The organism is Pontibacter harenae, assembly GCF_020907245.1.
GTDB classification, from domain to species: Bacteria; Bacteroidota; Bacteroidia; order Cytophagales; family Hymenobacteraceae; genus Pontibacter; species Pontibacter harenae.
The window spans coordinates 1-20,063 of the sequence record NZ_JAJJWH010000030.1 but is presented as its reverse complement, the minus strand read 5'-3'; the positions used below and the strand labels follow the sequence as shown (position 1 = coordinate 20,063).

The 20,063-nt window shown below is 45.1% G+C and carries 17 protein-coding genes; 10 read left to right on the top strand and 7 right to left on the bottom strand.

All coding sequences use genetic code 11. The features are described from left to right. From LN893_RS14305 to LN893_RS14290, 4 genes are all read right to left on the bottom strand, one after another. Positions 1 to 668, bottom strand: a 668-nt coding sequence (locus LN893_RS14305; RefSeq protein ID WP_229971198.1) for a hypothetical protein, incomplete at its 3' end; no start/stop codon positions are given. 149 nt (positions 669 to 817) lie between these two features. Beyond that, positions 818 to 2,197: a lysophospholipid acyltransferase family protein gene (locus LN893_RS14300; protein WP_229971197.1), complete on the bottom strand. Its 1,380-nt coding sequence runs from the start codon at positions 2,195 to 2,197 to the stop codon at positions 818 to 820. 243 nt (positions 2,198 to 2,440) lie between these two features. Then, complete coding sequence (locus LN893_RS14295; RefSeq protein WP_229971196.1) at positions 2,441 to 2,845, bottom strand: hypothetical protein; 405 nt, start codon at positions 2,843 to 2,845, stop codon at positions 2,441 to 2,443. Positions 2,846 to 3,151: 306 nt separating this feature from the next. Next, positions 3,152 to 3,373, bottom strand: coding sequence for a hypothetical protein (locus LN893_RS14290; RefSeq protein ID WP_229971195.1), 222 nt, complete (start codon positions 3,371 to 3,373; stop codon positions 3,152 to 3,154). A 154-nt stretch (positions 3,374 to 3,527) separates the two neighbouring features. On the opposite strand from LN893_RS14290, the gene LN893_RS14285 reads away from it, so the two are divergent. Next, positions 3,528 to 4,118, top strand: a complete 591-nt coding sequence (locus LN893_RS14285; protein WP_229971194.1) for a CAP domain-containing protein — start codon at positions 3,528 to 3,530, stop codon at positions 4,116 to 4,118. Positions 4,119 to 4,150: 32 nt separating this feature from the next. Here the strand turns inward: LN893_RS14285 and LN893_RS14280 are convergent, their stop codons facing one another. Continuing rightward, a complete protein-coding gene (locus LN893_RS14280) occupies positions 4,151 to 4,318 on the bottom strand; it encodes a hypothetical protein (protein WP_229971192.1) in 168 nt (55 codons plus the stop codon). A gap of 169 nt (positions 4,319 to 4,487) precedes the next feature. Here LN893_RS14280 and carB point away from each other — a divergent pair, with 169 nt between their 5' ends. From carB to LN893_RS14250, 6 genes are all read left to right on the top strand, one after another. After that, positions 4,488 to 7,301 carry a carbamoyl-phosphate synthase large subunit gene (carB, locus tag LN893_RS14275; RefSeq protein ID WP_229971191.1) on the top strand — a complete coding sequence of 938 codons (2,814 nt, stop codon included), beginning with the start codon at positions 4,488 to 4,490 and terminating at the stop codon, positions 7,299 to 7,301. A gap of 454 nt (positions 7,302 to 7,755) precedes the next feature. Then, entirely contained in the window at positions 7,756 to 8,043 is a 288-nt protein-coding gene (locus tag LN893_RS14270) for a DUF4834 family protein (protein WP_229971190.1), read from the top strand. 183 nt (positions 8,044 to 8,226) lie between these two features. Then, positions 8,227 to 9,165, top strand: a complete 939-nt coding sequence (locus LN893_RS14265) for a hypothetical protein (RefSeq protein WP_229971189.1) — start codon at positions 8,227 to 8,229, stop codon at positions 9,163 to 9,165. 164 nt (positions 9,166 to 9,329) lie between these two features. After that, positions 9,330 to 11,777, top strand: a complete 2,448-nt coding sequence (locus LN893_RS14260) for a hypothetical protein (RefSeq protein WP_229971188.1) — start codon at positions 9,330 to 9,332, stop codon at positions 11,775 to 11,777. Positions 11,778 to 12,021: 244 nt separating this feature from the next. Beyond that, a complete protein-coding gene (locus LN893_RS14255; protein WP_229971187.1) occupies positions 12,022 to 12,927 on the top strand; it encodes a 1-aminocyclopropane-1-carboxylate deaminase/D-cysteine desulfhydrase in 906 nt (301 codons plus the stop codon). Between the two features lie 46 nt (positions 12,928 to 12,973). Continuing rightward, on the top strand, positions 12,974 to 13,609 hold the full coding sequence (locus LN893_RS14250) for a DUF4230 domain-containing protein (RefSeq protein WP_229971186.1): 636 nt from the start codon (positions 12,974 to 12,976) through the stop codon (positions 13,607 to 13,609). Positions 13,610 to 13,707: 98 nt separating this feature from the next. On the opposite strand, the gene LN893_RS14245 is transcribed toward LN893_RS14250, so the two are convergent. Next, a complete protein-coding gene (locus LN893_RS14245; protein WP_229971185.1) occupies positions 13,708 to 14,190 on the bottom strand; it encodes a regulatory protein RecX in 483 nt (160 codons plus the stop codon). Between the two features lie 162 nt (positions 14,191 to 14,352). On the opposite strand from LN893_RS14245, the gene LN893_RS14240 reads away from it, so the two are divergent. From LN893_RS14240 to LN893_RS14230, 3 genes are all read left to right on the top strand, one after another. Continuing rightward, positions 14,353 to 15,225 (top strand): DMT family transporter, encoded by an 873-nt coding sequence (locus tag LN893_RS14240; protein WP_229971183.1) that lies wholly within the window; start codon positions 14,353 to 14,355, stop codon positions 15,223 to 15,225. 360 nt (positions 15,226 to 15,585) lie between these two features. Further along, positions 15,586 to 18,168, top strand: a complete 2,583-nt coding sequence (locus tag LN893_RS14235) for a DUF5686 and carboxypeptidase regulatory-like domain-containing protein (protein WP_229971181.1) — start codon at positions 15,586 to 15,588, stop codon at positions 18,166 to 18,168. Between the two features lie 88 nt (positions 18,169 to 18,256). After that, complete coding sequence (locus LN893_RS14230) at positions 18,257 to 18,568, top strand: hypothetical protein (protein WP_229971179.1); 312 nt, start codon at positions 18,257 to 18,259, stop codon at positions 18,566 to 18,568. A gap of 107 nt (positions 18,569 to 18,675) precedes the next feature. Here the strand turns inward: LN893_RS14230 and LN893_RS14225 are convergent, their stop codons facing one another. After that, entirely contained in the window at positions 18,676 to 19,629 is a 954-nt protein-coding gene (locus LN893_RS14225) for an EamA family transporter (protein WP_229971177.1), read from the bottom strand. Between the last annotated feature and the right edge of the window lie 434 nt (positions 19,630 to 20,063).

The window sequence follows — 20,063 nt, the reverse complement described above, 5'->3', positions numbered from 1 at the left end:
CCTGTTGTTGTACCAGTGGTAGTACCTGTTGTTGTACCAGTGGTAGTACCTGTTGTTGTACCAGTAGTAGTACCTGTTGTTGTACCAGTGGTAGTACCTGTCGTCATGCCAGTTGTAGTTCCAGTGGTCATACCAGTTGTTGTACCAGTAGTAGTACCTGTTGTTGTACCAGTGGTAGTACCTGTGGTTGTACCAGTAGTAGTACCTGTTGTTGTACCAGTGGTAGTACCTGTGGTTGTACCAGTAGTAGTACCTGTTGTTGTACCAGTGGTAGTACCTGTGGTTGTACCAGTAGTAGTACCTGTTGTTGTACCAGTGGTAGTACCTGTCGTCATGCCAGTTGTAGTACCAGTTGTTGTTCCTGTAGTTCCAGTCGTCATACCAGTTGTTGTACCAGTAGTAGTTCCTGTTGTTGTACCAGTGGTAGTACCTGTCGTCATGCCAGTTGTAGTTCCAGTGGTCATTCCAGTAGTAGTACCTGCTGTAGTGGTACCTGCTGTAGTTCCCGTAGTGGTACCTGCTGTAGTTCCCGTAGTGGTACCTGTTGTGGTTGTGCCGTACTCGTCGGTAGTGCCGTCAGTTGTTGTGTCAGAGGACGTACAGCCTGTGAAAACTGTGGCTAACATAAACGCAGACGCACCAAATAAATTTACAAATGTCTTTTTCATAGCTTGATAACAATTAATTAAAAATTATATGTCAGCTAATCTTTTACGGAAGATAATTAAAATGGATATTAAGATGCAGGATAATAAATTTACTCGATGTGTATAGATGGTGTAAAGAAATGTTCCTTTATGGATGTTAATGCAACTTCTCAGAATAAATCAGTTTTTGTTGGTGCAATGCTGGACTGACTTTTTGCAGCGTCTCTTTCTTGCAAAAACTCTTGTTTTGCCTGCTCTAATTCATTTATGATGGCTTGCCGCTGTAGTTGTTGTACCATACTGCCCCTCTTAAAGAACAACCTTAGGAAAAGCCATTGCCCATGTGTATTGTTCAGGGTGCTCCAGTATCGGAGCGTAAAGAAGCCGCTAACAGGCAAGCTCACCAAGTATATGAGTAAAGAGGGGATCAACGGAAACCAGTACCAAAACACAAAAGCCATAAATGTGTAGTAGATTGGGAAAGCAAAAATGCCTACCGTGAGCATGATGGGCGCATACCATTCTTTTTCTTTCGTAACTGAACGGGCCACTTTAGCAGGTATAATATAAGGAATGTAGTTATGAACAAGCCCAAAAACATAAGCAGGAAAACCAATAATTAAAAAGAGAACAGCCGCTAGGCTATGCCGAAGTATGCTGCTCTTGCCTTTTCCTAACAGGGAGTCCTGCAGGCGCAATGTGTCTAACTGTAGGAGGTAATTTTTGATGTCTTCTTTTAGAGCGGCCACTCGCTCAGGGGCCTTGCTGCTGAAAAACACAATGCTTTCAACAATGCTCTGAGAAACTACAAATTCCTGCTCTTGTGTAGGAGATGGTTCATCTATCAATTTGTCTTTGTAGATGGTTTCTATCTGCTTTGCCAGCTCATCTTCCTCTTCGGTTGGGGTATTAATAATAAGCCTTTCCAGTTGTTGTTTTATATCTTCTGTAAGAGTAAGTATAGCTGCTGCATCTTCGCTTTGGTATGCCTGAGCATAATCGGCAACTGAGATAGGCTGGCCAACATTAACAAACACATTACTCCTGAACCTGGTAGGGGCGGAGTAATTAAGACCTATGGGTAGTATTTTAGTGCCTAGGCTGTAGTTGCTCTGTGTCTCAGCACCTAAGGCAATACGTGCGGTTCCTGTTTTTATTTTGCGTAAGCGACGTTCGTTAAAGCTATTGCCTTCTGGGAAAATAATTAATGTCTTTTTAGTAGCAAGCGCTTTAAAACTTGCGGCAAAGGCTTCATCGTTATTTACTGGCTGCCCAGGAGCATCCTCACGCCGATGTATGGGAATAAGGTGCATGCGTTGCAGTAGCCAGTTCTGCAAAGACGATCCGAAGATGGTGCTCTTAGCAATAAAATATACGGGCTGCTGTAACTGTGCCGCAATCACCACGGGGTCCATAAATGTATTCGGATGGTTTGATACCACCAAAAGCGGACCTTCGTTCGGGATTAGTTCTTTATTACGAATCTCCAGCTTTTTGAAAAACACCCATAACCCAACCCGATAAATAAGTTTTAGAATGGCATACAGCATATAGGCTATAGTTAAAACGGATATGTTTTGCTGGTGCTTCTTATATAGCTTCGAAAGCTGCTGTGCTTCTCCTGCGCGCGATTACATAAGCCCTTGAGCAATATAGTTAATTGCGCCGAATGCTGCACAAGGAGTTACTAAAAATGGTGTAGATGTTGCGTTCAGTGTGTACAAAGTCCTTTGCAGAAACTGAGCCAGTGGAGAAGCTATAGCAACACGCTCTAAATTAGGAGGGAGGAAATTTTATGCTTCTTCAGTGGCAGTTAGCCAATCATATGCAGAGGTAAGGTCATCGAAAGTTTTTATTTCGCAGTCCAGGTTCTTTCGCTGAGAGTAATAGAGCTTTTGCTGCTGGTGTGCCGCTGTAGGGTTATAGGCATTAATGATAGCATAACGCTTAAATGGTAGCTTTTTTAAGGCATCCATAAACAGGTTAAGCGTCCATTCAAAGTCATCTTTGGAAAGTGGCGGCAACAACCGTTTGTCTATAACAGCATACTTTACTTGAAGCTTTTTTGATAACCGTATACTTTTGATGAGGGCCTGGCGGTACTGTAAGCTACTGCAGCCGCCATACCACTGCGTCAGCAACACTTGTGTGCTGTCGTAGTACTCCACATGCAGGTATTCGGATTGGTAGCAAACCATGGAAGATCTTTTCGTTTCTTAAACATAAGACTTTATTTATGACTATCAAACGATTACAGATGTATAATAATCCTGTAACTATAAATTCTTGCAATCTGCCTTATAGTTTAGCAAGGAGAGGCGCTACTGCTTTTCCGCTTTAATCTTCTTAAGAAACAAATAGGTAGAGCAGCAAGATTCTGCTATAAAAGTTTACCAGTCGTGGCTAACAATCATTTTGGAGATTCTTTCTGTCCAACACTTTTATAGCAACAAAATGAGGTTACCAAAAGGTGAAACTGCAGGTGATTTACCAAGAGTTTCGCTTTATTTCGTGCGTAAGCTGTTAGCGTTACTGCCATCTAGCTTGCGTGTATCTTCCTCATTTTTTGCCGCAGCATTTCCTCCAGCTTCTTTTCCCTCAAAGCCACTTTCCAAAATGTCAGTTTGCTCTTTCTTTGTTCCTTCTAGCGGCTCTGGGTTTTCATCAGGCAGGCGTTTGCTCTCGTCTGAATTTGTGATGTGATCATCTTCTTTTGGCATTTCCATGGTTTTATTGTTGGCTTTATACTTGCTGTGTTACAGTTTATACTTACGTCTTGCAGAAAGAAAGTTTGCTGTGCGGTGTTTTCGGGTATATAATTTGGAACTCAGCAGCGCGTTTCTGCTGTAGCATAAGCGCAGTATTATAAATCTTATTCTGATGCCTTTTCTCTTTAAATATACAATCCTGTTGCTGATGGCATGGTGGCCCATAAAGCAGGAACAATCAACAACAGATATTTTGCAGGCCGTAGCCGAAGCTAGTTTTAAAGAGTTGAACGCCGTGCGGCAGGACCCAAAGCACTATGCTGGCAAGTATAAACTGCCTGCTTTGCTTAAAGTGCCTGCCAAACACGAACTAGTATGGGATACAACACTGGCTAGGCTGGCACAGCAAAAAGCCGAAGATATGGCGCGCAAAAATTATTTCGATCATGTAGATAAAAAAGGGAAGGGCATGAATTATTACTTGTGGCAGGCCAACTACCCGCTTCCGCACTATTTTTCGAAAGATGCCAAAGCTAACAACGTAGAGTCTATTGCGGCTAACACCCAAGGGCCGCAGGAGTTTATAAAGCAGTTGATTATAGATGCAGGCGTACCGAGCCTGGGCCATCAGAAGCACCTCCTCGGCCTGAACGACAAAGACACGCCCACTACCCATGTAGGTATAGGCATCGCGTACAATCCAAGATCCAAGTATAAGTACTACTGCAGTATACTTATTGTGCCGAAGGCGGAGAACCTGTAAGAGATACTTTTGAAACGGGCTTGGCAAAGATGCTATAGCTTAATCTCCAGGGTATGACGTATCGTGTCGGCATAGTCAACATATAGGTTTGGAAGCGTTAGGGCACCACAGTTGTCATAGCTTACAGAGGAAGTCATTTCACAGGCAGAGGCTGAAAAAGTGAACAGAATTGATAGCAGGATGAAGCACAGCTGTTTCATATTTTCGTTTTATAAACAACATAATAGTTGAAGGAAGGTGTTAAGATATTTTAAAATAATTGCCTTGATTTACAGCAATATACAAAAAATGCGATAAGCAAGTCTTTACTTTTTTCTTGTTATGGAAAAAATATAGCCTTAACTTTAGGCAATTTATACATACCAATCCATGCCAAGAGACACCAGTATTAAATCCGTACTTATTATTGGTTCTGGTCCTATTATCATCGGCCAGGCCTGCGAATTCGACTATTCAGGCTCACAAGCCGCCCGCTCACTCCGTGAGGAGGGAATCGAGGTAACACTCATTAATTCCAACCCTGCCACTATCATGACTGATAGTATTACGGCAGACAACGTTTACCTCAAGCCCCTGGAGAAGAAGTACATTATCGAGATTCTGGAGAAACACCAGATTGATGCTGTATTGCCTACTATGGGTGGTCAGACTGCGCTTAACTTAGCCATTGATTGCGACAAAGCAGGAATTTGGAAGAAGTACAATGTTAAGATCATCGGTGTAGACATAAAAGCCATTGAGACGACAGAAGACCGTGAGGAGTTCCGCCTTAAAATGTTGGAACTGGGAATAAACGTTTGTAAGGGCGAAACAGCTACTTCTTTCCTGGAAGGAAAAGAGATAGCACAGGAAATCGGCTTTCCGCTTGTAATTCGCCCGTCGTTTACACTGGGTGGTTATGGTGGTGGTTTTGTAAACACGCCAGAGGAGTTTGATGCTGCCCTGAACCGTGGTCTACATGCCTCGCCTACGCACGAAGTACTGATTGAGCAAAGTATTTTAGGGTGGAAAGAGTATGAACTGGAGCTGTTGCGCGACAATATCGGGAACGTGATTATTATCTGTTCTATCGAGAACTTCGACCCGATGGGTGTGCACACAGGCGACTCTATTACGGTTGCCCCAGCCATGACACTGCCTGACACAGTATACCAGCAAATGCGTGACCTTGCCATTAAAATGATGAATGGCATCGGGCAATTTGCAGGCGGTTGTAATGTGCAGTTCTCTGTGAACCCAGATGACGATCAAATTATCGCGATTGAGATTAACCCGCGTGTAAGCCGTTCTTCTGCATTGGCGTCTAAAGCCACAGGTTATCCAATTGCAAAGGTGGCTGCCAAACTGGCGATAGGCTATAACCTGGACGAGTTGCAAAACGCCATCACTAAAACCACATCGGCTTTCTTTGAACCTGCGCTGGACTACGTGATCGTTAAAATTCCTCGCTGGAACTTTGATAAGTTTAAAGGTGCAAACCGTACGCTTGGCCTGCAGATGAAATCTGTGGGTGAGGTAATGGGTATAGGCCGTACTTTCCAGGAGGCGCTGCAGAAGGCTTGCCAGAGCTTAGAGATTAAGCGCAACGGTATTGGTGCCGACGGAAAAGAAAAAACAAATTACGACGAGCTGATCGACAGCCTGAAAAATCCGAGTTGGAACCGCTTGTTCAGTATAAAAGATGCCATGCGCATTGGTATTCCAACCAAAACAATTCAGAATCTTACTAAGATCGATCCATGGTTCCTGGCACAGATAGAGGAGCTGGACCAACTGGAGAAAGAGCTTGAAAAATACAGCCTGGAGACTCTGCCTACAGAGCTGCTGAAAGAAGCGAAAGTAAAAGGCTATGCCGACCGCCAGATTGCACACCTGCTGCGCTGCAAAGAGAGCGAAGTGTTTAACGTGCGCATGGAGTTAGGCATCAAGCGTGTATTTAAGATGGTGGATACCTGTGCTGCCGAGTTCGAAGCGAAGACACCATATTTCTACAGCACATTTGACGGTGAAAACGAAAGCCTTGTAACGGATAGAAAGAAAATAGTGGTGCTGGGTTCTGGACCAAACCGTATCGGGCAAGGTATTGAGTTCGACTATAGCTGTGTGCATGGGGTGCTGGCGGCAAAAGAATGCGGCTACGAAACCATCATGATCAACTGTAACCCTGAAACAGTTAGTACAGACTTTGACATCTCGGACAAACTATACTTCGAGCCAGTTTTCTGGGAGCACATCTATGAGATCATTCTGCACGAGAAGCCAGAAGGTGTGATTGTGCAGTTAGGTGGGCAGACGGCGTTGAAACTGGCCGAGAAACTGGATCGTTTCGGTATAAAAATATTAGGTACCAGCTACCAGGCTCTGGATTTGGCCGAAGACCGTGGTTCTTTCTCTTCTTTACTGCGTGACCTGGACATTCCTTACCCTCCGTTTGCTGTGATTGAGACTGCGGAAGAAGCCATTGCACTAAGCAAGGAGCTGAAGTTCCCGCTGCTGGTGCGCCCAAGCTACGTGCTGGGTGGTCAGAACATGAAAATCGTGATCAACGAGAAAGAACTGGAAGCACACGTAATTGACTTGCTGAAAGATCACCCTGGAAACAAGGTGCTGCTTGACCACTTTCTGAACAATGCCATTGAAGCAGAAGCTGATGCAATCTGCGATGGTGAGGACGTGCACATTTGCGGTATTATGGAGCACATCGAGCCAGCAGGTATCCACTCAGGCGACTCTTATGCGGTGCTGCCTCCGTTCGACTTAAGCGAGAACGTGCTAAGCCAGATCGAGAATCACACGAAGAAGATTGCGGTGGCACTGAGAACTGTTGGCGTAATCAACATTCAATTTGCTGTAAAAGATGAGATTGTGTACGTAATAGAGGCTAACCCGCGTGCTTCGCGTACTTTCCCATTCATTGCGAAAGCTTACCGTGAGCCGTACATAAACTACGCTACCAAAATTATGCTGGGCGAGAAGAAGGTGAAAGACTTCAACTTTAACCCGCACAAGCAAGGGTACGCCATAAAAGTGCCTGTATTCTCGCACCACAAGTTCCCTGAGGTAACGAAGGAGCTTGGTCCAGAGATGAAATCTACGGGCGAGGCCATCTACTTTATTGATGACCTACAAGACGACTACTTTGTGCAGGTATACTCCGAAAGGAATTTGTACCTGAGCATGTAACAATCTCCCTCAGCCCCCTTCTGGAAACAGAAGGGGGCTTTTTGTTTTTAGAGGGTTTTAGAAATGCTTTGAAATTGATTTTGCTTTGCATCTGATAAACTTTATTAGGAGCAGGAGGTGCTACACAATTTGCAGAGAACGTTTGCTAGTGGCACAACAGAAGGCGAAAACCTGCTGCTATCAGGCTCAAAGCTGTTTCTTATTCGGAATGGTAGTATATTTGTGCACCAAAAGTTTCTTGAGCAGGATTATTGAATTTTTAATCTTGAAACTTAAGTGGCTAAAATTCCTTTTAACAAAAAGGAGGGCTTGCGGTATGAGTATCTTATGTTGGAAGTAAGAGCTCGTTATAAGCTTACTGAAAAGCCACATATAGCCCTTCTACCATAAGAGGGCGTTAGACTGTAGGTGGTACTGTTTTTGCAGTATGCCTTATACCAAAGAAAGCATTATCATGATCAAATTCATATTCACAACACTTCTCATTATATTCTTTATTCGGATGGTGGCGCCTTGGCTTTTGAGGTGGCTGTTAGGAGCTTTTATCAAGAAGAAAATGCGTAACGGTAGTTTCTTTTATAGCAACATAAACCAGCAGCATAACCAACAGCAGCGCCATAGAAGTAGTAACGGACAGAATGGCAGCGCTAAAGGCGATGTTAAAATTGACTACATTCCAGAGCAGCCTAAATCCAACGACTTTGATGGCGGCGAGTATATTGATTACGAAGAAGTAAAATAAAATCAGTTTTAGCCTATGCTAGTTTACGGCTAAGTAAAATTGAGTATCATGTTCCAGTTTGTTGTGCTGTTTAGAGAGTTTTCTATATTTGTTAACTGAATGAATGTGAGGATGTAATCTGCTGTGGTTGCCTCACCCCAATTCTGCTACTGGTGTTCAAACAAAATTTATAGAAAAGAGGAGATGCGCAAAAATATATCCCTGGCTAAGGTAGCTTGCTTGCTGCTGATGCTGGGGCTGGTAGCAGGTTGTACTGCACCACGTTCTGTTATTAATTCTGGTAAGGTTACAGCACCTGGGCAATTCAAGTTTGGAGGCAACTTCGGTGGTAACATTGCAACGGAGCCGATTAGCCAACTGGATGATATCACAAACGCCGCAGTAGATGCCATCACTAAAAAAGATACTATCTTATACGATAATGAAATAGATGTTTTTTCCAGGGCTCTTGTTGCCTACTCCCTCGACCCAGTAGGTCCTACCTTTGATTTTTATGTTCGCTATGGTATTGCGCCTCGCTTTGATGCAGGCTATAAATATGCCTCTGGTGCACATGCCCTGGATGTACAATATCAGTTCTTAGGCCCCACGGGTACTCCGCTAAATCCTGGTGAGGGCAAGTGGTATGGCAGTATCGCTTTGCAGTATGCAGCGCAAAGCTCTGGCCTCGTTAACCAGCTTTTACTAGATAAACTGGTGCCAGTGTTCAAGTTCACAGCCTCCCGTCGCGATATTACAGTTCCGCTTATCTTCAGCACCTCCTTCGGACCAGAAGAAGAAATCGGAAGCTTCTCGTTTGGAGTTGTGTATAACCACACCTTTATTAAGTATGGCTTTGAACCGCGAAGACTCTTCAGGAAGTATGGTGAAGAGTATATAAGGGTAGAGTCTGTAATGGAGAAAAATAATTTCCCGTCTTTCGGCTTTTTCCTAAACGGCAAAATCGGCTACCGCTATGTTTATTTGTTGCCAGCGCTTACAGTTTACTATCAGAACTATGGTACATATAGTTTCTTAGAAGATAGAGAGTACAGTTTTTCGGGTATGACCTTCATTCCTTCGTTGGGCTTACAGGTGGTGCTTGGGGGTAACAAGAACACAGGCAGGAATGTCAGGCGATAACAAAACTCTCTTGTTCTGCGGAAGGGCAGCAACAGCATTTATAGTAGAGGCGATGGCTTAGGTTAGTATGAGCAGTACTAAAGCAGGTCATCGCCTTCTGTTTTATGTAGAATAAAATAAAAGTCCTATCTTTCAACCTCTATTTTCGAGGTTTATCAAACAACATGGCTTCTATTAATTTTAAACGTAATGTGCTGCCGCACTTGGTGGCGGTGGTAATTTTCCTGTTGCTTACAGCAATTTATTTTTCACCTGTTCTTTTTGAAGGCGAAAGCCTGCCGCAGCACGACATCTTACAGTCGAAGGGTGCTTCTCAGGAGATAAGACAATATAGAGAGGCCACAGGCGAAGAGGCACTTTGGACGAACTCCATGTTCTCGGGTATGCCGTCTTACCTCATTAACACGCATTTCTCTGGCGATTGGTCGCGCTACATACACCAGATCCTTACTTTTAACATGCCTGCTCTGGCTGGTAATATCTTTATTACGCTGCTTTGTGCCTATGTACTAATGGTGGCTCTGGGCATGAATGTCTGGCTATCTGTAGTAGGAGCCATTGCAATTACCTTTACTTCCTACAACTTTATTATACTGGAGGCAGGGCATAACACAAAATCCCTGACGATAGCCTACATCCCGATGGTGCTGGGTGGTTTGTTCTACACCTTGCGCCGCAACATGTGGATTGGCGCAGCCCTGTTTACACTAGGTTTAACGATGAACCTGCACTTTAACCACCTGCAGATGACGTACTACATGCTCCTGATGATTCTGGTGTTTGGTGTGGTAGAGCTTATTTTTGCGATCAAAGAAGGCCTCTTAGCTGGCCTTTTGAAGCGTGGAGCCTTGTTGCTGGCAGGTGCTGTTTTAGCTGCAGGCGTAAACTTCGGACGCTTATATACAACTGCCGAATACAGCCAGTATTCTATTCGTGGCAAATCTGAACTGAGAGCACCAGAGGGAGCCGAGGTAGGTAGCGGCCTAAACCGTGACTATGCTTTTGGTTGGAGCTACGGCATCTCTGAAACTGTTACTCTGTTGATTCCTGAGTTTTACGGTGGAGCCAGCGGTGTTTCTCTGGATGAGAATTCAAATACTTACGAGGCCTTTGTACACATGGGAGTTCCTCCAAACCAGGCAGAGCAAATCGTGAAGCAAGGTATACCGTTGTATTGGGGCGACCAGCCCAGCACAAGCGGACCAGTTTACGTGGGAGCTATAGTTTGCTTCCTGTTTATACTAGGTTTGTTTTTGGTGGATAAGCGCTGGAGCATCTGGCTGGTGGCTGCTACGCTGTTATCATTTATGCTGGCCTGGGGTAGCAATTTCGAAGCTTTCAATTACTTTATGTTCGATTATTTCCCTGGCTATAACAAGTTCAGGGCGGTATCTTCGGCCTTGGTAATTGCTCAGATTACAATACCGCTGCTAGCCATGCTGGCGCTTTATACTTTGTGCCGAGACTATAAAATCATTCCCGACCTGGACAAAAAGCTGCTGTATGCCACAGGTATTACAGGCGGTATTTGTTTGCTGGTTTGGCTGTTTGCAGGCTCTGCCAGTTTTGTAGGTGCCATGGACCAGCAACTGATGCAGGCACAGTATCCTATCGATGCTATTCGTGCAGATCGCGAAGCAGCTATGCGTTCCGATGCGTTACGCTCGTTGATTTTTATACTATTAGCAGCCGCCGCTTTATACTTTTTTGTAAAGAACAAGCTGTCAGCTACTATAGCCGTAGCTGCTGTTGGTGCTCTTATTCTGGTAGACCTCTGGACAGTGAACAAGCGTTATCTGAACAACGACGATTTCCAGAAGAATGCAATGGAAAACCAACTGCAGCCAACGCAGGCCGATCAGATGATTCTGCAGGATAAAGATTTAAGCTACCGTGTTATTTACCTGCCGAATCCGTTTAACGATGCCCGTATTTCTTACTTCCATAAATCGGTAGGCGGTTATCATGGAGCCAAAATGCGCCGCTATCAGGATTTGATCGAGCGCCACATAGCGCAGAACAACCTGGAGGTGCTGCGTATGCTGAACACAAAATATGCTATTACAGGAGATCCGAAGCAGCCTGTGCAGCGTGTGCCTGGTGCCTTAGGCAATGCGTGGTTTGTAGAAGAAGTGCAGCCTGTGCAGTCGCCAGACGAAGAAATTGACGCACTTACAATGTTCGATGCAGAGCATACAGCCGTGGTAGACGTATCAAAATTCCCGATTGAGCAGCATAACTACAACCCAACCGATTCAAACATCGAACTTGTGGAGTATGAGCCAGATTACCTGAAATACGAAGCTCAGACAGCAGAACCAGGATTGGCCGTATTCTCAGAGGTGTATTATCCTGCAGGCTGGCAGTCCTACTTAGATGGTGAACCAATAAATCATTTCAGGGCAAATTATGTGCTGCGCGCGATGCAAGTACCTGCTGGTAATCATACCATCGAGTTCCGCTTCGAACCTAAGTCTTACGAAATAGGAAATACTGTTTCTCTTATCTCCTCCATACTGCTACTACTGGTGGTGTTAGGGGCGGTTGTATACGGTGTGAAGAAAGGCGATGAACCAACGCCAGACACGAGTGCTGCGCCAGTTAAGAACTAGAAATTAGAAATGAAAGACGTTGTGCTGTTCCCATTCATGTTAATGCAAGTGCTGATTGTATGAATTGATTTTGGGAAGACAAGGTATAAATCGAAGTGAAATAGTTGCAGAAGAGCCTCAGCCCGAATAGCTGGGGCTTTTTTATGATTTATATCGTTATAAAAGCAAGTATAAAAGTACGCCGCTGTTGTGTGTTTTCACCAACAGCTTATTTAGCAGCAGCAAAGTCATCAAGATAAAAGGTATGATCTCAGAAGCACCGCTCCAGCAACTCCACGACCCGCTGTTTGAAGAGCATGAGGTAAAGCTGTGGGTAAAGCGGGAGGATATGCTGCATCCGCACATTTCAGGCAATAAGTGGCGCAAACTCAAGTACAACCTGCAGGAGGCAAAGCAGCAGGGGAAAGCAACCCTATTAACCTTTGGGGGAGCTTATTCGAACCATATAGCGGCCGTAGCAGCGGCTGGAAAAGAGTTTGGCTTTACAACCATCGGCATGATTCGTGGCGAGGAGCACCTGCCGCTGAACCCAACGCTGGATTTTGCCACCTCCTGCGGTATGGATCTGCATTACGTTGATCGGGAGAAGTATAGGCAGAAGCAGGAATTAACATTCCTGCAGCACCTGGCAGAGCAGTTTAATCATCCTTACATCATCCCAGAAGGAGGCACCAATGTGCTGGCCGTAAAAGGCTGTACCGAAATTGTGCAGGACATCAATATAGATTACAACTACCTCTGCTGTACCAGTGGTACAGGCGGTACTATAGCAGGCATCATTGCTGGGCTGGAGGGCCAGAAGCAGGTAATAGGTTTCCCAGCGCTGAAAGGCGGAGAGTTTCTAAAGGAGGAGATAGCGCAACTGGTACAGGCCTACAACGGCGGGAGCTACAGCAATTGGCAGCTTATTACGGACTATCACTTCGGCGGCTATGCTAAGGTGAAGCCTGAACTGCTGGAGTTCATGCACAATTTCCAAAAGCACTACCAGGTACCGCTGGAGCCAGTGTATACAGGTAAAATGATGTTCGGTATTTATGACCTAATCAGAAAGGGTTTTTTTCCGAGTGGCAGTCGTGTGGTGGCAGTGCATACAGGAGGTTTGCAAGGCAATGCTGGCTTTAAAGAGCGGCTGGGGGTGGTGGTGTAGAACTATTGGCACTCCTTTTGCCGTATTAATACAAAAAACTATATAAATGCCCCTTCTTAGATTTCTGATAAAGTTACTGCCTTGGATTTTAATTATAGCAGCAGGTATTTTTGCCTGGCGCAGTTTTAAAGACTTTTTTAATTCTTCAGAAGAGGATAAAGCTCCTGAGGTGGTCGTAACGTATAATACAGTGCTTACTGCTGTTGAGGACTTAGGCCGAATGGAGTTGGTGCGCTATAATTTTAAAGATGTGGTGGAGTATGAGAAAGAAGTCTCCCGCTTTATACCCAACTCCAAAGTAGTCTTGATTGTTGCAGGAGAAGCCGTAGGTTGTGTAGACTTTGCCAAGCTACAGGCTGGCGATATACAATTTCAGGGAGATTCTATTGTGCAGGTAGCCTTACCTGCTCCTGAAATCTGCTACTACAAAGTAGACCATAGCAAGACCAAGGTTTTCTCGAAAGAGAATACTTATTTTCAGGATGCTGACCTTATACAGGAAAGTTATAAGTACGCAGAGCAGAACGTAAAGAAAGCAGCCTTGAATTCAGGTATACTGAATCAGACAAAAGTAAACGCCGAGAAAGTACTGAAACCGATTCTGGAAGAAGTAACAGGCCGAAGAGTAGTGCTTGTCCCGCAGCGCCGCATCCAGAACCCACAAATGCCTGCTAAACGCTAGTTTTAGACAAAAGAATATTTTACAAAGGACAAATGATCAAAAGCACTATATCAGGTAAGCCGCAGCGAATTATTAAAGTATAACTCGTGACTCAGCACTCATAACTCGAGACTCTTCAACGCATCCTGTACCAAGTCATTTTCATAACCTTTGCTGAGCAAGTAGTAGCTGAGTTTCTGGCGACGGAGGAAAGGGTTCTTCTCTTTTTCGGTAGTATTCTTCTTCTCGAGCAAGTATAGCAAATTCTGTTCGTATACCTCCAAATCAATCTCCTTCAGACCCTGTTTTATGCAGTAATCAGAGATGCCTTTGCTTTTAAGGCCCTGTACAATCTTGCGGCGGCCCCACTTTTTGAGTCCATACTTGCCGCGCACGTAAGACTGCGCATAACGCTCCTCATCAATCATTTTCTCCTGGCTCAGGCGCACGATCAATTCCTCCACATCGTCGGATTCTAGACCATAAGAGTAGAGTTTGTCGCGCACCTCCTGCTGTGTGCGGTCCTGGTAAGCGCAATAGGCCGCAGCTTTGATAAGAGCCTCTTTCGGGGTATAGTATTTCTTTTTCTTCTGCTGATCCAAAGTAGTTGTTTTGTACCTATCCTATAAACAGACAAACGCTGCGTCAGATTCAATGTTAAAGATAATAAAACTCCACATTATACGCTTTCTGGCGTTTTAGCTCTGGCAAATGACATTCAACAATTAAACCCCTACCTTTGTAGCTACAACAATACATTGTTTATGCTTTCGAAAGGAGTGAGGTATATGCTGCTCTCCACGCTGTTTTTCTCTATGATGAACGTGTGCGTGAAGTTAGTATCGCATATTCCAGCGTTGGAGGTTATACTTTTCAGGTCAGTTATTTCGCTGGTGATGAGTTATGTGGTGCTGCACAGGGCAAAGGTGAGTGTGTGGGGAAAAGATCGCAAGTGGCTTATCGCCAGAGGCGTGACAGGTACTATTGCTTTGATGCTGTTTTTCAATACACTACAGAATATACCACTTGCCACGGCAGCCACAGTACAATACATGTCGCCCATTTTTACAGCTATCTTAGGTATTTTCCTGGTGAAGGAGCGGGTGAAAGTGTGGCAATGGGTTTTCTTCCTGGTGTCGTTTGCAGGTGTGGTGGTGATAGAGGGTGTAGAGGCGGAAGTAGATACATTTTACCTGTGGCTTGGTGTGATTAGTTCTTTTTTTACAGGCTTGGCTTACACCATTGTTCGGAAGATCAATACAAAAGAGCACCCATTGGTAATTATCTTTTATTTTCCGCTGATGGCGCTGCCTATTACAAGTATTTATTCTGTTTTAAATTGGGTGCAGCCTGAGGGCTGGGATTGGGCGCTGCTGTTCTTGGTAGGCGTGCTCACACAGTTAGGACAGTATTACATGACCCTTTCTTACCAGGCCGAAGAGATTTCTAAAGTGGCAAGCCTGAACTACATTGGCATTATTTACGCGCTGCTATTCGGTTTTATTCTCTTTGAAGAAACTTTTCATTTCTGGACTTATTTAGGTATGGCTTTAGTGCTGGCGGGTGTAGTGCTGAACATCCAGTATAAACGCAGGTTGACTCGAAAGCAGCTGCAGGAGCAGAAGGCGGCAAGTTAGATGCGAAGAGTGTTCTAGTGGATGATTGAAAAGTACGGTAGACGAAATAATATATGCTTCAAGTTTTAAACTTGGAGCTTTTCATGAGGCAAGTTTTCATCTTGCGTAGGCCGCTTTTGTACTTCGCAAGTTACAAGTTTGCTCCATTTTCACCACAAGTTGAAAACTTGCGGTAGGCGAAACTGTCTTGCAAACCTAGCTACACAACTTGAGCTAATAACAGGCGTTACTATTTGAGAAGACACAAAAGCGGCGGACCTGCCGAACAGCGCAAAGCATTATATTGAAAGCCCTGCGTCTTGCTACTTGTGTCTGAATTCCTTAGCTTCAAAAAACGAACTGCCGACAATAAGCTTTTGCATGCGCAACATCTGTTTATTTCTTTTGCTGATTTTAATTTGCAGCTATAGTTACGCTGGTACATTACGTGGCCGAATTGTGGATGAAAATGGCCAAGGCCTGCCTTTTGCCAGCATCTACATCAAAGAAACTTCCAGCGGCACTGCCTCTAACGACCAAGGCTATTACCAACTGCAATTAGATTCAGGCAGCTATACCATTGAGTTTAAATTTATTGGTTATCGGGCAAAGCAGGAAAAAGTAACGATAGCCGCAGGAACACAACAGCTGAATGTGCAGCTGCAACCCGAGCAACTAAATCTGCGCGAGGTAACAGTGCGTGCCGCCGACGAAGATCCTGCCATGCAGATTATGCGCAATGTTATCAGGTTACGCCAATACCATCAGAATGAGGCAGCAGCCTGGAGTGCCCAGGTATACATGAAAATGGTGGCCCGCATGGATAAAGTGCCTGGCAAAGTGCTGGGTATAAAAGTGGTGGATGTGGACACAGGGATTGTGTACCTGTCGGAGTCGGTATCGGTGCTGCACTTTAAGCAGCCGAACAAGGTGAGCGAACGCATGATCTCTTCCAAAGTGAGCGGCCAAAAGAAAGGCTTCAGCTTTAACAAAGCCTCCGAAATGAACATCAGCTTTTATGATAACCTGATGAAGGTGGAGGGGCTGAGCGAGCGTGGTTTTGTGTCGCCGCTGGCAAAAAATGCCTTATTTTACTATCGCTACGAGTACCTGGGGGCTTTCCAAGAAAACGGCCGCACCATCAACAAAATAAAAGTAATACCGCGCCGCCGCAACGACCCTGTTTTTTCGGGGAGCATTTATATTGTGGAGGGCAGCTGGCGCATCCATAGCGTGGATCTTACACTTACCAAAAACGCAGGCATAGAGTTCGTAGACTTTATTCGGGTGCGGCAGGTGCATGCGCCAGTGCATGAGCAGGTGTGGCTGCCTGTGTCGCAGAAGTATAATTTTGAGGCAGGCGGTATGGGTTTTAAAGGAAGAGGCTATGCCACGGGCGTGTACTCCAAGTATAGAGTGCAGCCAGCCTATAGCAAGCCGCCTGTGCTGGAGGAGGTGGAGCCAGAGCCAGCCAAAGGAGAAATAGCCCAAACCAAACCAGCACCTAAACCACGTTTCAAACTCACCAAACCGAAAGAAGCCACGCCTGCTGAGCAACCGCCTATCCACGACGAAAAACTTTTCTCGAAGGAGGTGCTGGTGGTGGAGGCCGATGCCAACAAACGCGACTCACTATACTGGGCCGAGATCAGGCCAACGCCGCTGACGGAGGAGGAGCAGGTGGATTATCATAAAAAGGATAGCCTGGAGGTGATTAAAAATTCCAAGCCGTACCAGGATTCGCTGGATCGGGTGCGGAACAAACCAAGTATAGGCAACTTCTTCTTGGGCGGCTATACTTACTCCAACACCTTTGAAAAAACTTACATCAGCATAAATCCACTGCTTAGCGTAACTGGTGGGCCAAGCCTGGTGCAGTTTAATACCGTGGAAGGTGTGGTGGCTGATGTGCGGGTGCGGTATATGAAGCAGTTCGAAGATAATACACGCTACACTATAACACCAGCGGTGCGCTACGGCTTCTCGAACAAGCGCTTCAATGCCAAAGTAGGCTTCAACTACCAGTTCGATCCAATCAAGAACAGTTACATTTCAGTTGAGGGCGGCCGTTATGTCGATCAGATTAACAGCAACGAGCCCATTTCGCCGTTTGTGAATACGATTTATACTTTGGTCCAGGAGAAGAATTATATGAAGCTCTACGGCCGCGACTATGGTCGCATCGGGTTCCGATCGGAGCTCTGGAATGGGGTATATCTAAACGGAACCGTAGACTATGCCAACCGAACACCGCTGCAGAATACTACCGATTATTCTTTTAGAGATCGCTCTGAAACTACTTTTACACCCAACATACCAGTAAATGCGGAACTACCCGATGCTTCTTTTGAGGAGCACCAGGCCCTGACGCTAAACCTGACCCTTAGTTGGAAGCCAGGGCAGGAATATATTAGCAGACCAGACAATAAGATAAACCTCGGCTCCAAATATCCATGGTTCTCTTTGGGGTATCGTACAGGTATAAATGCTTTGGGCAGCGATGTGAAATATTGTACAGCTGCTTTTCGTGTAAGCGATGAGCTGGGCTTAGGTTTATTAGGGAGCAGTAACTATAGCTTAACGGGCGGCGTGTTCCTTAGCAAAGACAACATGACCCTGCTGGACTATCGCCACTTTAACGGAAACCGCACCGTCTTTGCGGGTACCTACGAAGGTTTCCAGCTACTAGATTACTACCGCTACAGTACCAACAATAGCTATTTGGAGGGGCATTTTGAGCATCATTTCAATGGTTTCATCTTTAACAAAGTGCCGCTTTTCCGAAGGCTAAAGTGGCAGGAGGTGGTAAGCTTGCATTACCTCAACACAAAAGAATCTGATAACTACCTGGAACTTGGCTTGGGCGTAGAGCACATCTTTAAAGTAGTGCGCGTAGATTTCTTCACATCTTTTCAATCGAGAGAAAAAGCACACACGGGCATTAGGATTGGTTTAGGATTTTAACACAGAAACAGTTGTAGTACAAGCGCCTGCACAACCCAAATGCGTGCATAGCCGTTAAAATTAGTCGATAACTAAAGTTAAAACGGATATGAAAAAGCAATTGAATATATTTAAAACAGGAATATTGGCAGTGTTTATGGCTGTAATAGGCTTTAGCTGCTCAGGTGATAGACCAGCTGCTAACCCAACTGATGACACGAGTACTTCCAGAGCTATTGTAGGCATGGACTCCTCCGCTGCTAACCTAAACAATCCACGTCCTGCCCCTATTGGAGATACCTCCAAGACAGCCGAGCAGGCAAACCGCTTCAGAGGCATGCGCCCTAATCAAGATTCGGCTGCCAGAGCTTTACACGAACTGGATCAGCAGAAAATTCAGCGCCAGCAGCAGAATCAGTAAAATAATAGATATAAGTTTAAATAATCAGCGCCTTGCCAGTTGTTTCTGGCAAGGCGCTGATTATTTAAAAGCCTTTCACAGTGCGAGCAACTACTAACTAATAGCGATTAACTATTTGCCACAGCCGTGGTGCCTACAGGTGGTATAACCAAACCATTGCCTTTCTTTTTTCGGCCTTTTAGGTTGATGTTGTAGATGATAACTGAAACAAAAATGATCAGATAAGCGACAGCTTTCGTAAGCGTCGTCTGCTCATTGAAATATAAAAATGCAACGCCAAAGTTAAGTAGCGGGTTGATGTACATCAGGATGCCTACTGTGCCAGATGTAAGTTCTTTCAAGGCAAATAGGTTTAGGAAAAGCGGAAGCACCGTAAACAGAGCACTTAGTACACCAATGTTCAGGAAAAAGTGTGTATCCAAGACAACAGGCTCATTTCCACTCAGGAAACTATAGCTTGGGCCGATGAGGGTAAAAGCCAGCAATAGCTGTAGCGTGAGCAGTACAATCTTATCATAAGCCTTCAGCAGGCGCTGCGTGATCAGGTAAAAGGCGTAGCTGAGCCCAACAAGCAAACTGAATAGCAGGCTTGTTATCTCACCTGTGCCCACCAAAGCACAACTCAGAGCACTTAGCCCAATAGCTAGCCACTGGTTTGCCCGCAGCGGTTCCTTTAGCAGCAGAAAGCCAAGCACAGCTGTAAGGATTGGACACAACAGGTAAGAGAAAGAACCAGTTTGTATGTTGATATGATTCACGACATAGATAAACGTGAGCCAGTTGACAGTTAATAACATTCCTCCCAGAACAGTGTAAAGCAGGAACAGGCGCAGCGTACGTGGCGAGGAAGCTTTTAGCTGTTCCAGCATATCAAGCAAGGCACGACGACGAAACAGCAGCGTGATAAGCAGCAATAGGACTACCGAGAACAGCACCCGAAAGTACAGAATCTGTCCGCTGGGGTAAGCAGCCAGCGCTTTCAACGGAAAAGGTATGAATCCCCAGATTACAAAGGCAGTTATACCTGCCGCATAATGTGGGTTTGTGGTTGTTGGTTTCATCGTGGAAATAAAAGTGCGCAAAAGTACGGAAAGCGAAGGTTAGGTTGATGCTTTCATGAAGAAATAGGGTAACAGAAGTAAATATTCTGCCTTTGCTAGCGTAGCTTCTGTTCAGCCTCAGTTTTACCAACCTATCGTTTTATAGTTTGTTTTGGTGCGCTCCAAGTCCGCGGGGACTCGTTTTCCCATTCGGCGCTGCTTTCGTTTCCTGCCTAACGGCTGCCGCTCCCGTGGCACCAGAAACTCTCGAGGCGCCTCATGGAAAAACTGGGAAAATTTCTTCTTCGATCATATAAGCGAGATCCTTTCTTTCGCATTTGAATTTGCTATAGATCAAGTGCCTCCTTTATACTTTTTAAGTCAGAGCAAATAGCCTATGCCAAGTGCATCTTTCGACGATTTTTTGTTTGAGCGTTCAGCGAGTTCAAAATCGT

Excerpts from the sequence above, each read along its gene's own strand:
- LN893_RS14300 (WP_229971197.1), bottom strand. The coding sequence starts at position 2,197 with ATGCTGTATGCCATTCTAAAACTTATTTATCGGGTTGGGTTATGGGTG.
- LN893_RS14295 (WP_229971196.1), bottom strand. The coding sequence starts at position 2,845 with ATGGTTTGCTACCAATCCGAATACCTGCATGTGGAGTACTACGACAGC.
- LN893_RS14290 (WP_229971195.1), bottom strand. The coding sequence starts at position 3,373 with ATGGAAATGCCAAAAGAAGATGATCACATCACAAATTCAGACGAGAGC.
- LN893_RS14285 (WP_229971194.1), top strand. The coding sequence starts at position 3,528 with ATGCCTTTTCTCTTTAAATATACAATCCTGTTGCTGATGGCATGGTGG.
- LN893_RS14280 (WP_229971192.1), bottom strand. The coding sequence starts at position 4,318 with ATGAAACAGCTGTGCTTCATCCTGCTATCAATTCTGTTCACTTTTTCA.
- carB (WP_229971191.1), top strand. The coding sequence starts at position 4,488 with ATGCCAAGAGACACCAGTATTAAATCCGTACTTATTATTGGTTCTGGT.
- LN893_RS14270 (WP_229971190.1), top strand. The coding sequence starts at position 7,756 with ATGATCAAATTCATATTCACAACACTTCTCATTATATTCTTTATTCGG.
- LN893_RS14265 (WP_229971189.1), top strand. The coding sequence starts at position 8,227 with ATGCGCAAAAATATATCCCTGGCTAAGGTAGCTTGCTTGCTGCTGATG.
- LN893_RS14260 (WP_229971188.1), top strand. The coding sequence starts at position 9,330 with ATGGCTTCTATTAATTTTAAACGTAATGTGCTGCCGCACTTGGTGGCG.
- LN893_RS14255 (WP_229971187.1), top strand. The coding sequence starts at position 12,022 with ATGATCTCAGAAGCACCGCTCCAGCAACTCCACGACCCGCTGTTTGAA.
- LN893_RS14250 (WP_229971186.1), top strand. The coding sequence starts at position 12,974 with ATGCCCCTTCTTAGATTTCTGATAAAGTTACTGCCTTGGATTTTAATT.
- LN893_RS14240 (WP_229971183.1), top strand. The coding sequence starts at position 14,353 with ATGCTTTCGAAAGGAGTGAGGTATATGCTGCTCTCCACGCTGTTTTTC.
- LN893_RS14235 (WP_229971181.1), top strand. The coding sequence starts at position 15,586 with ATGCGCAACATCTGTTTATTTCTTTTGCTGATTTTAATTTGCAGCTAT.
- LN893_RS14230 (WP_229971179.1), top strand. The coding sequence starts at position 18,257 with ATGAAAAAGCAATTGAATATATTTAAAACAGGAATATTGGCAGTGTTT.
- LN893_RS14225 (WP_229971177.1), bottom strand. The coding sequence starts at position 19,629 with ATGAAACCAACAACCACAAACCCACATTATGCGGCAGGTATAACTGCC.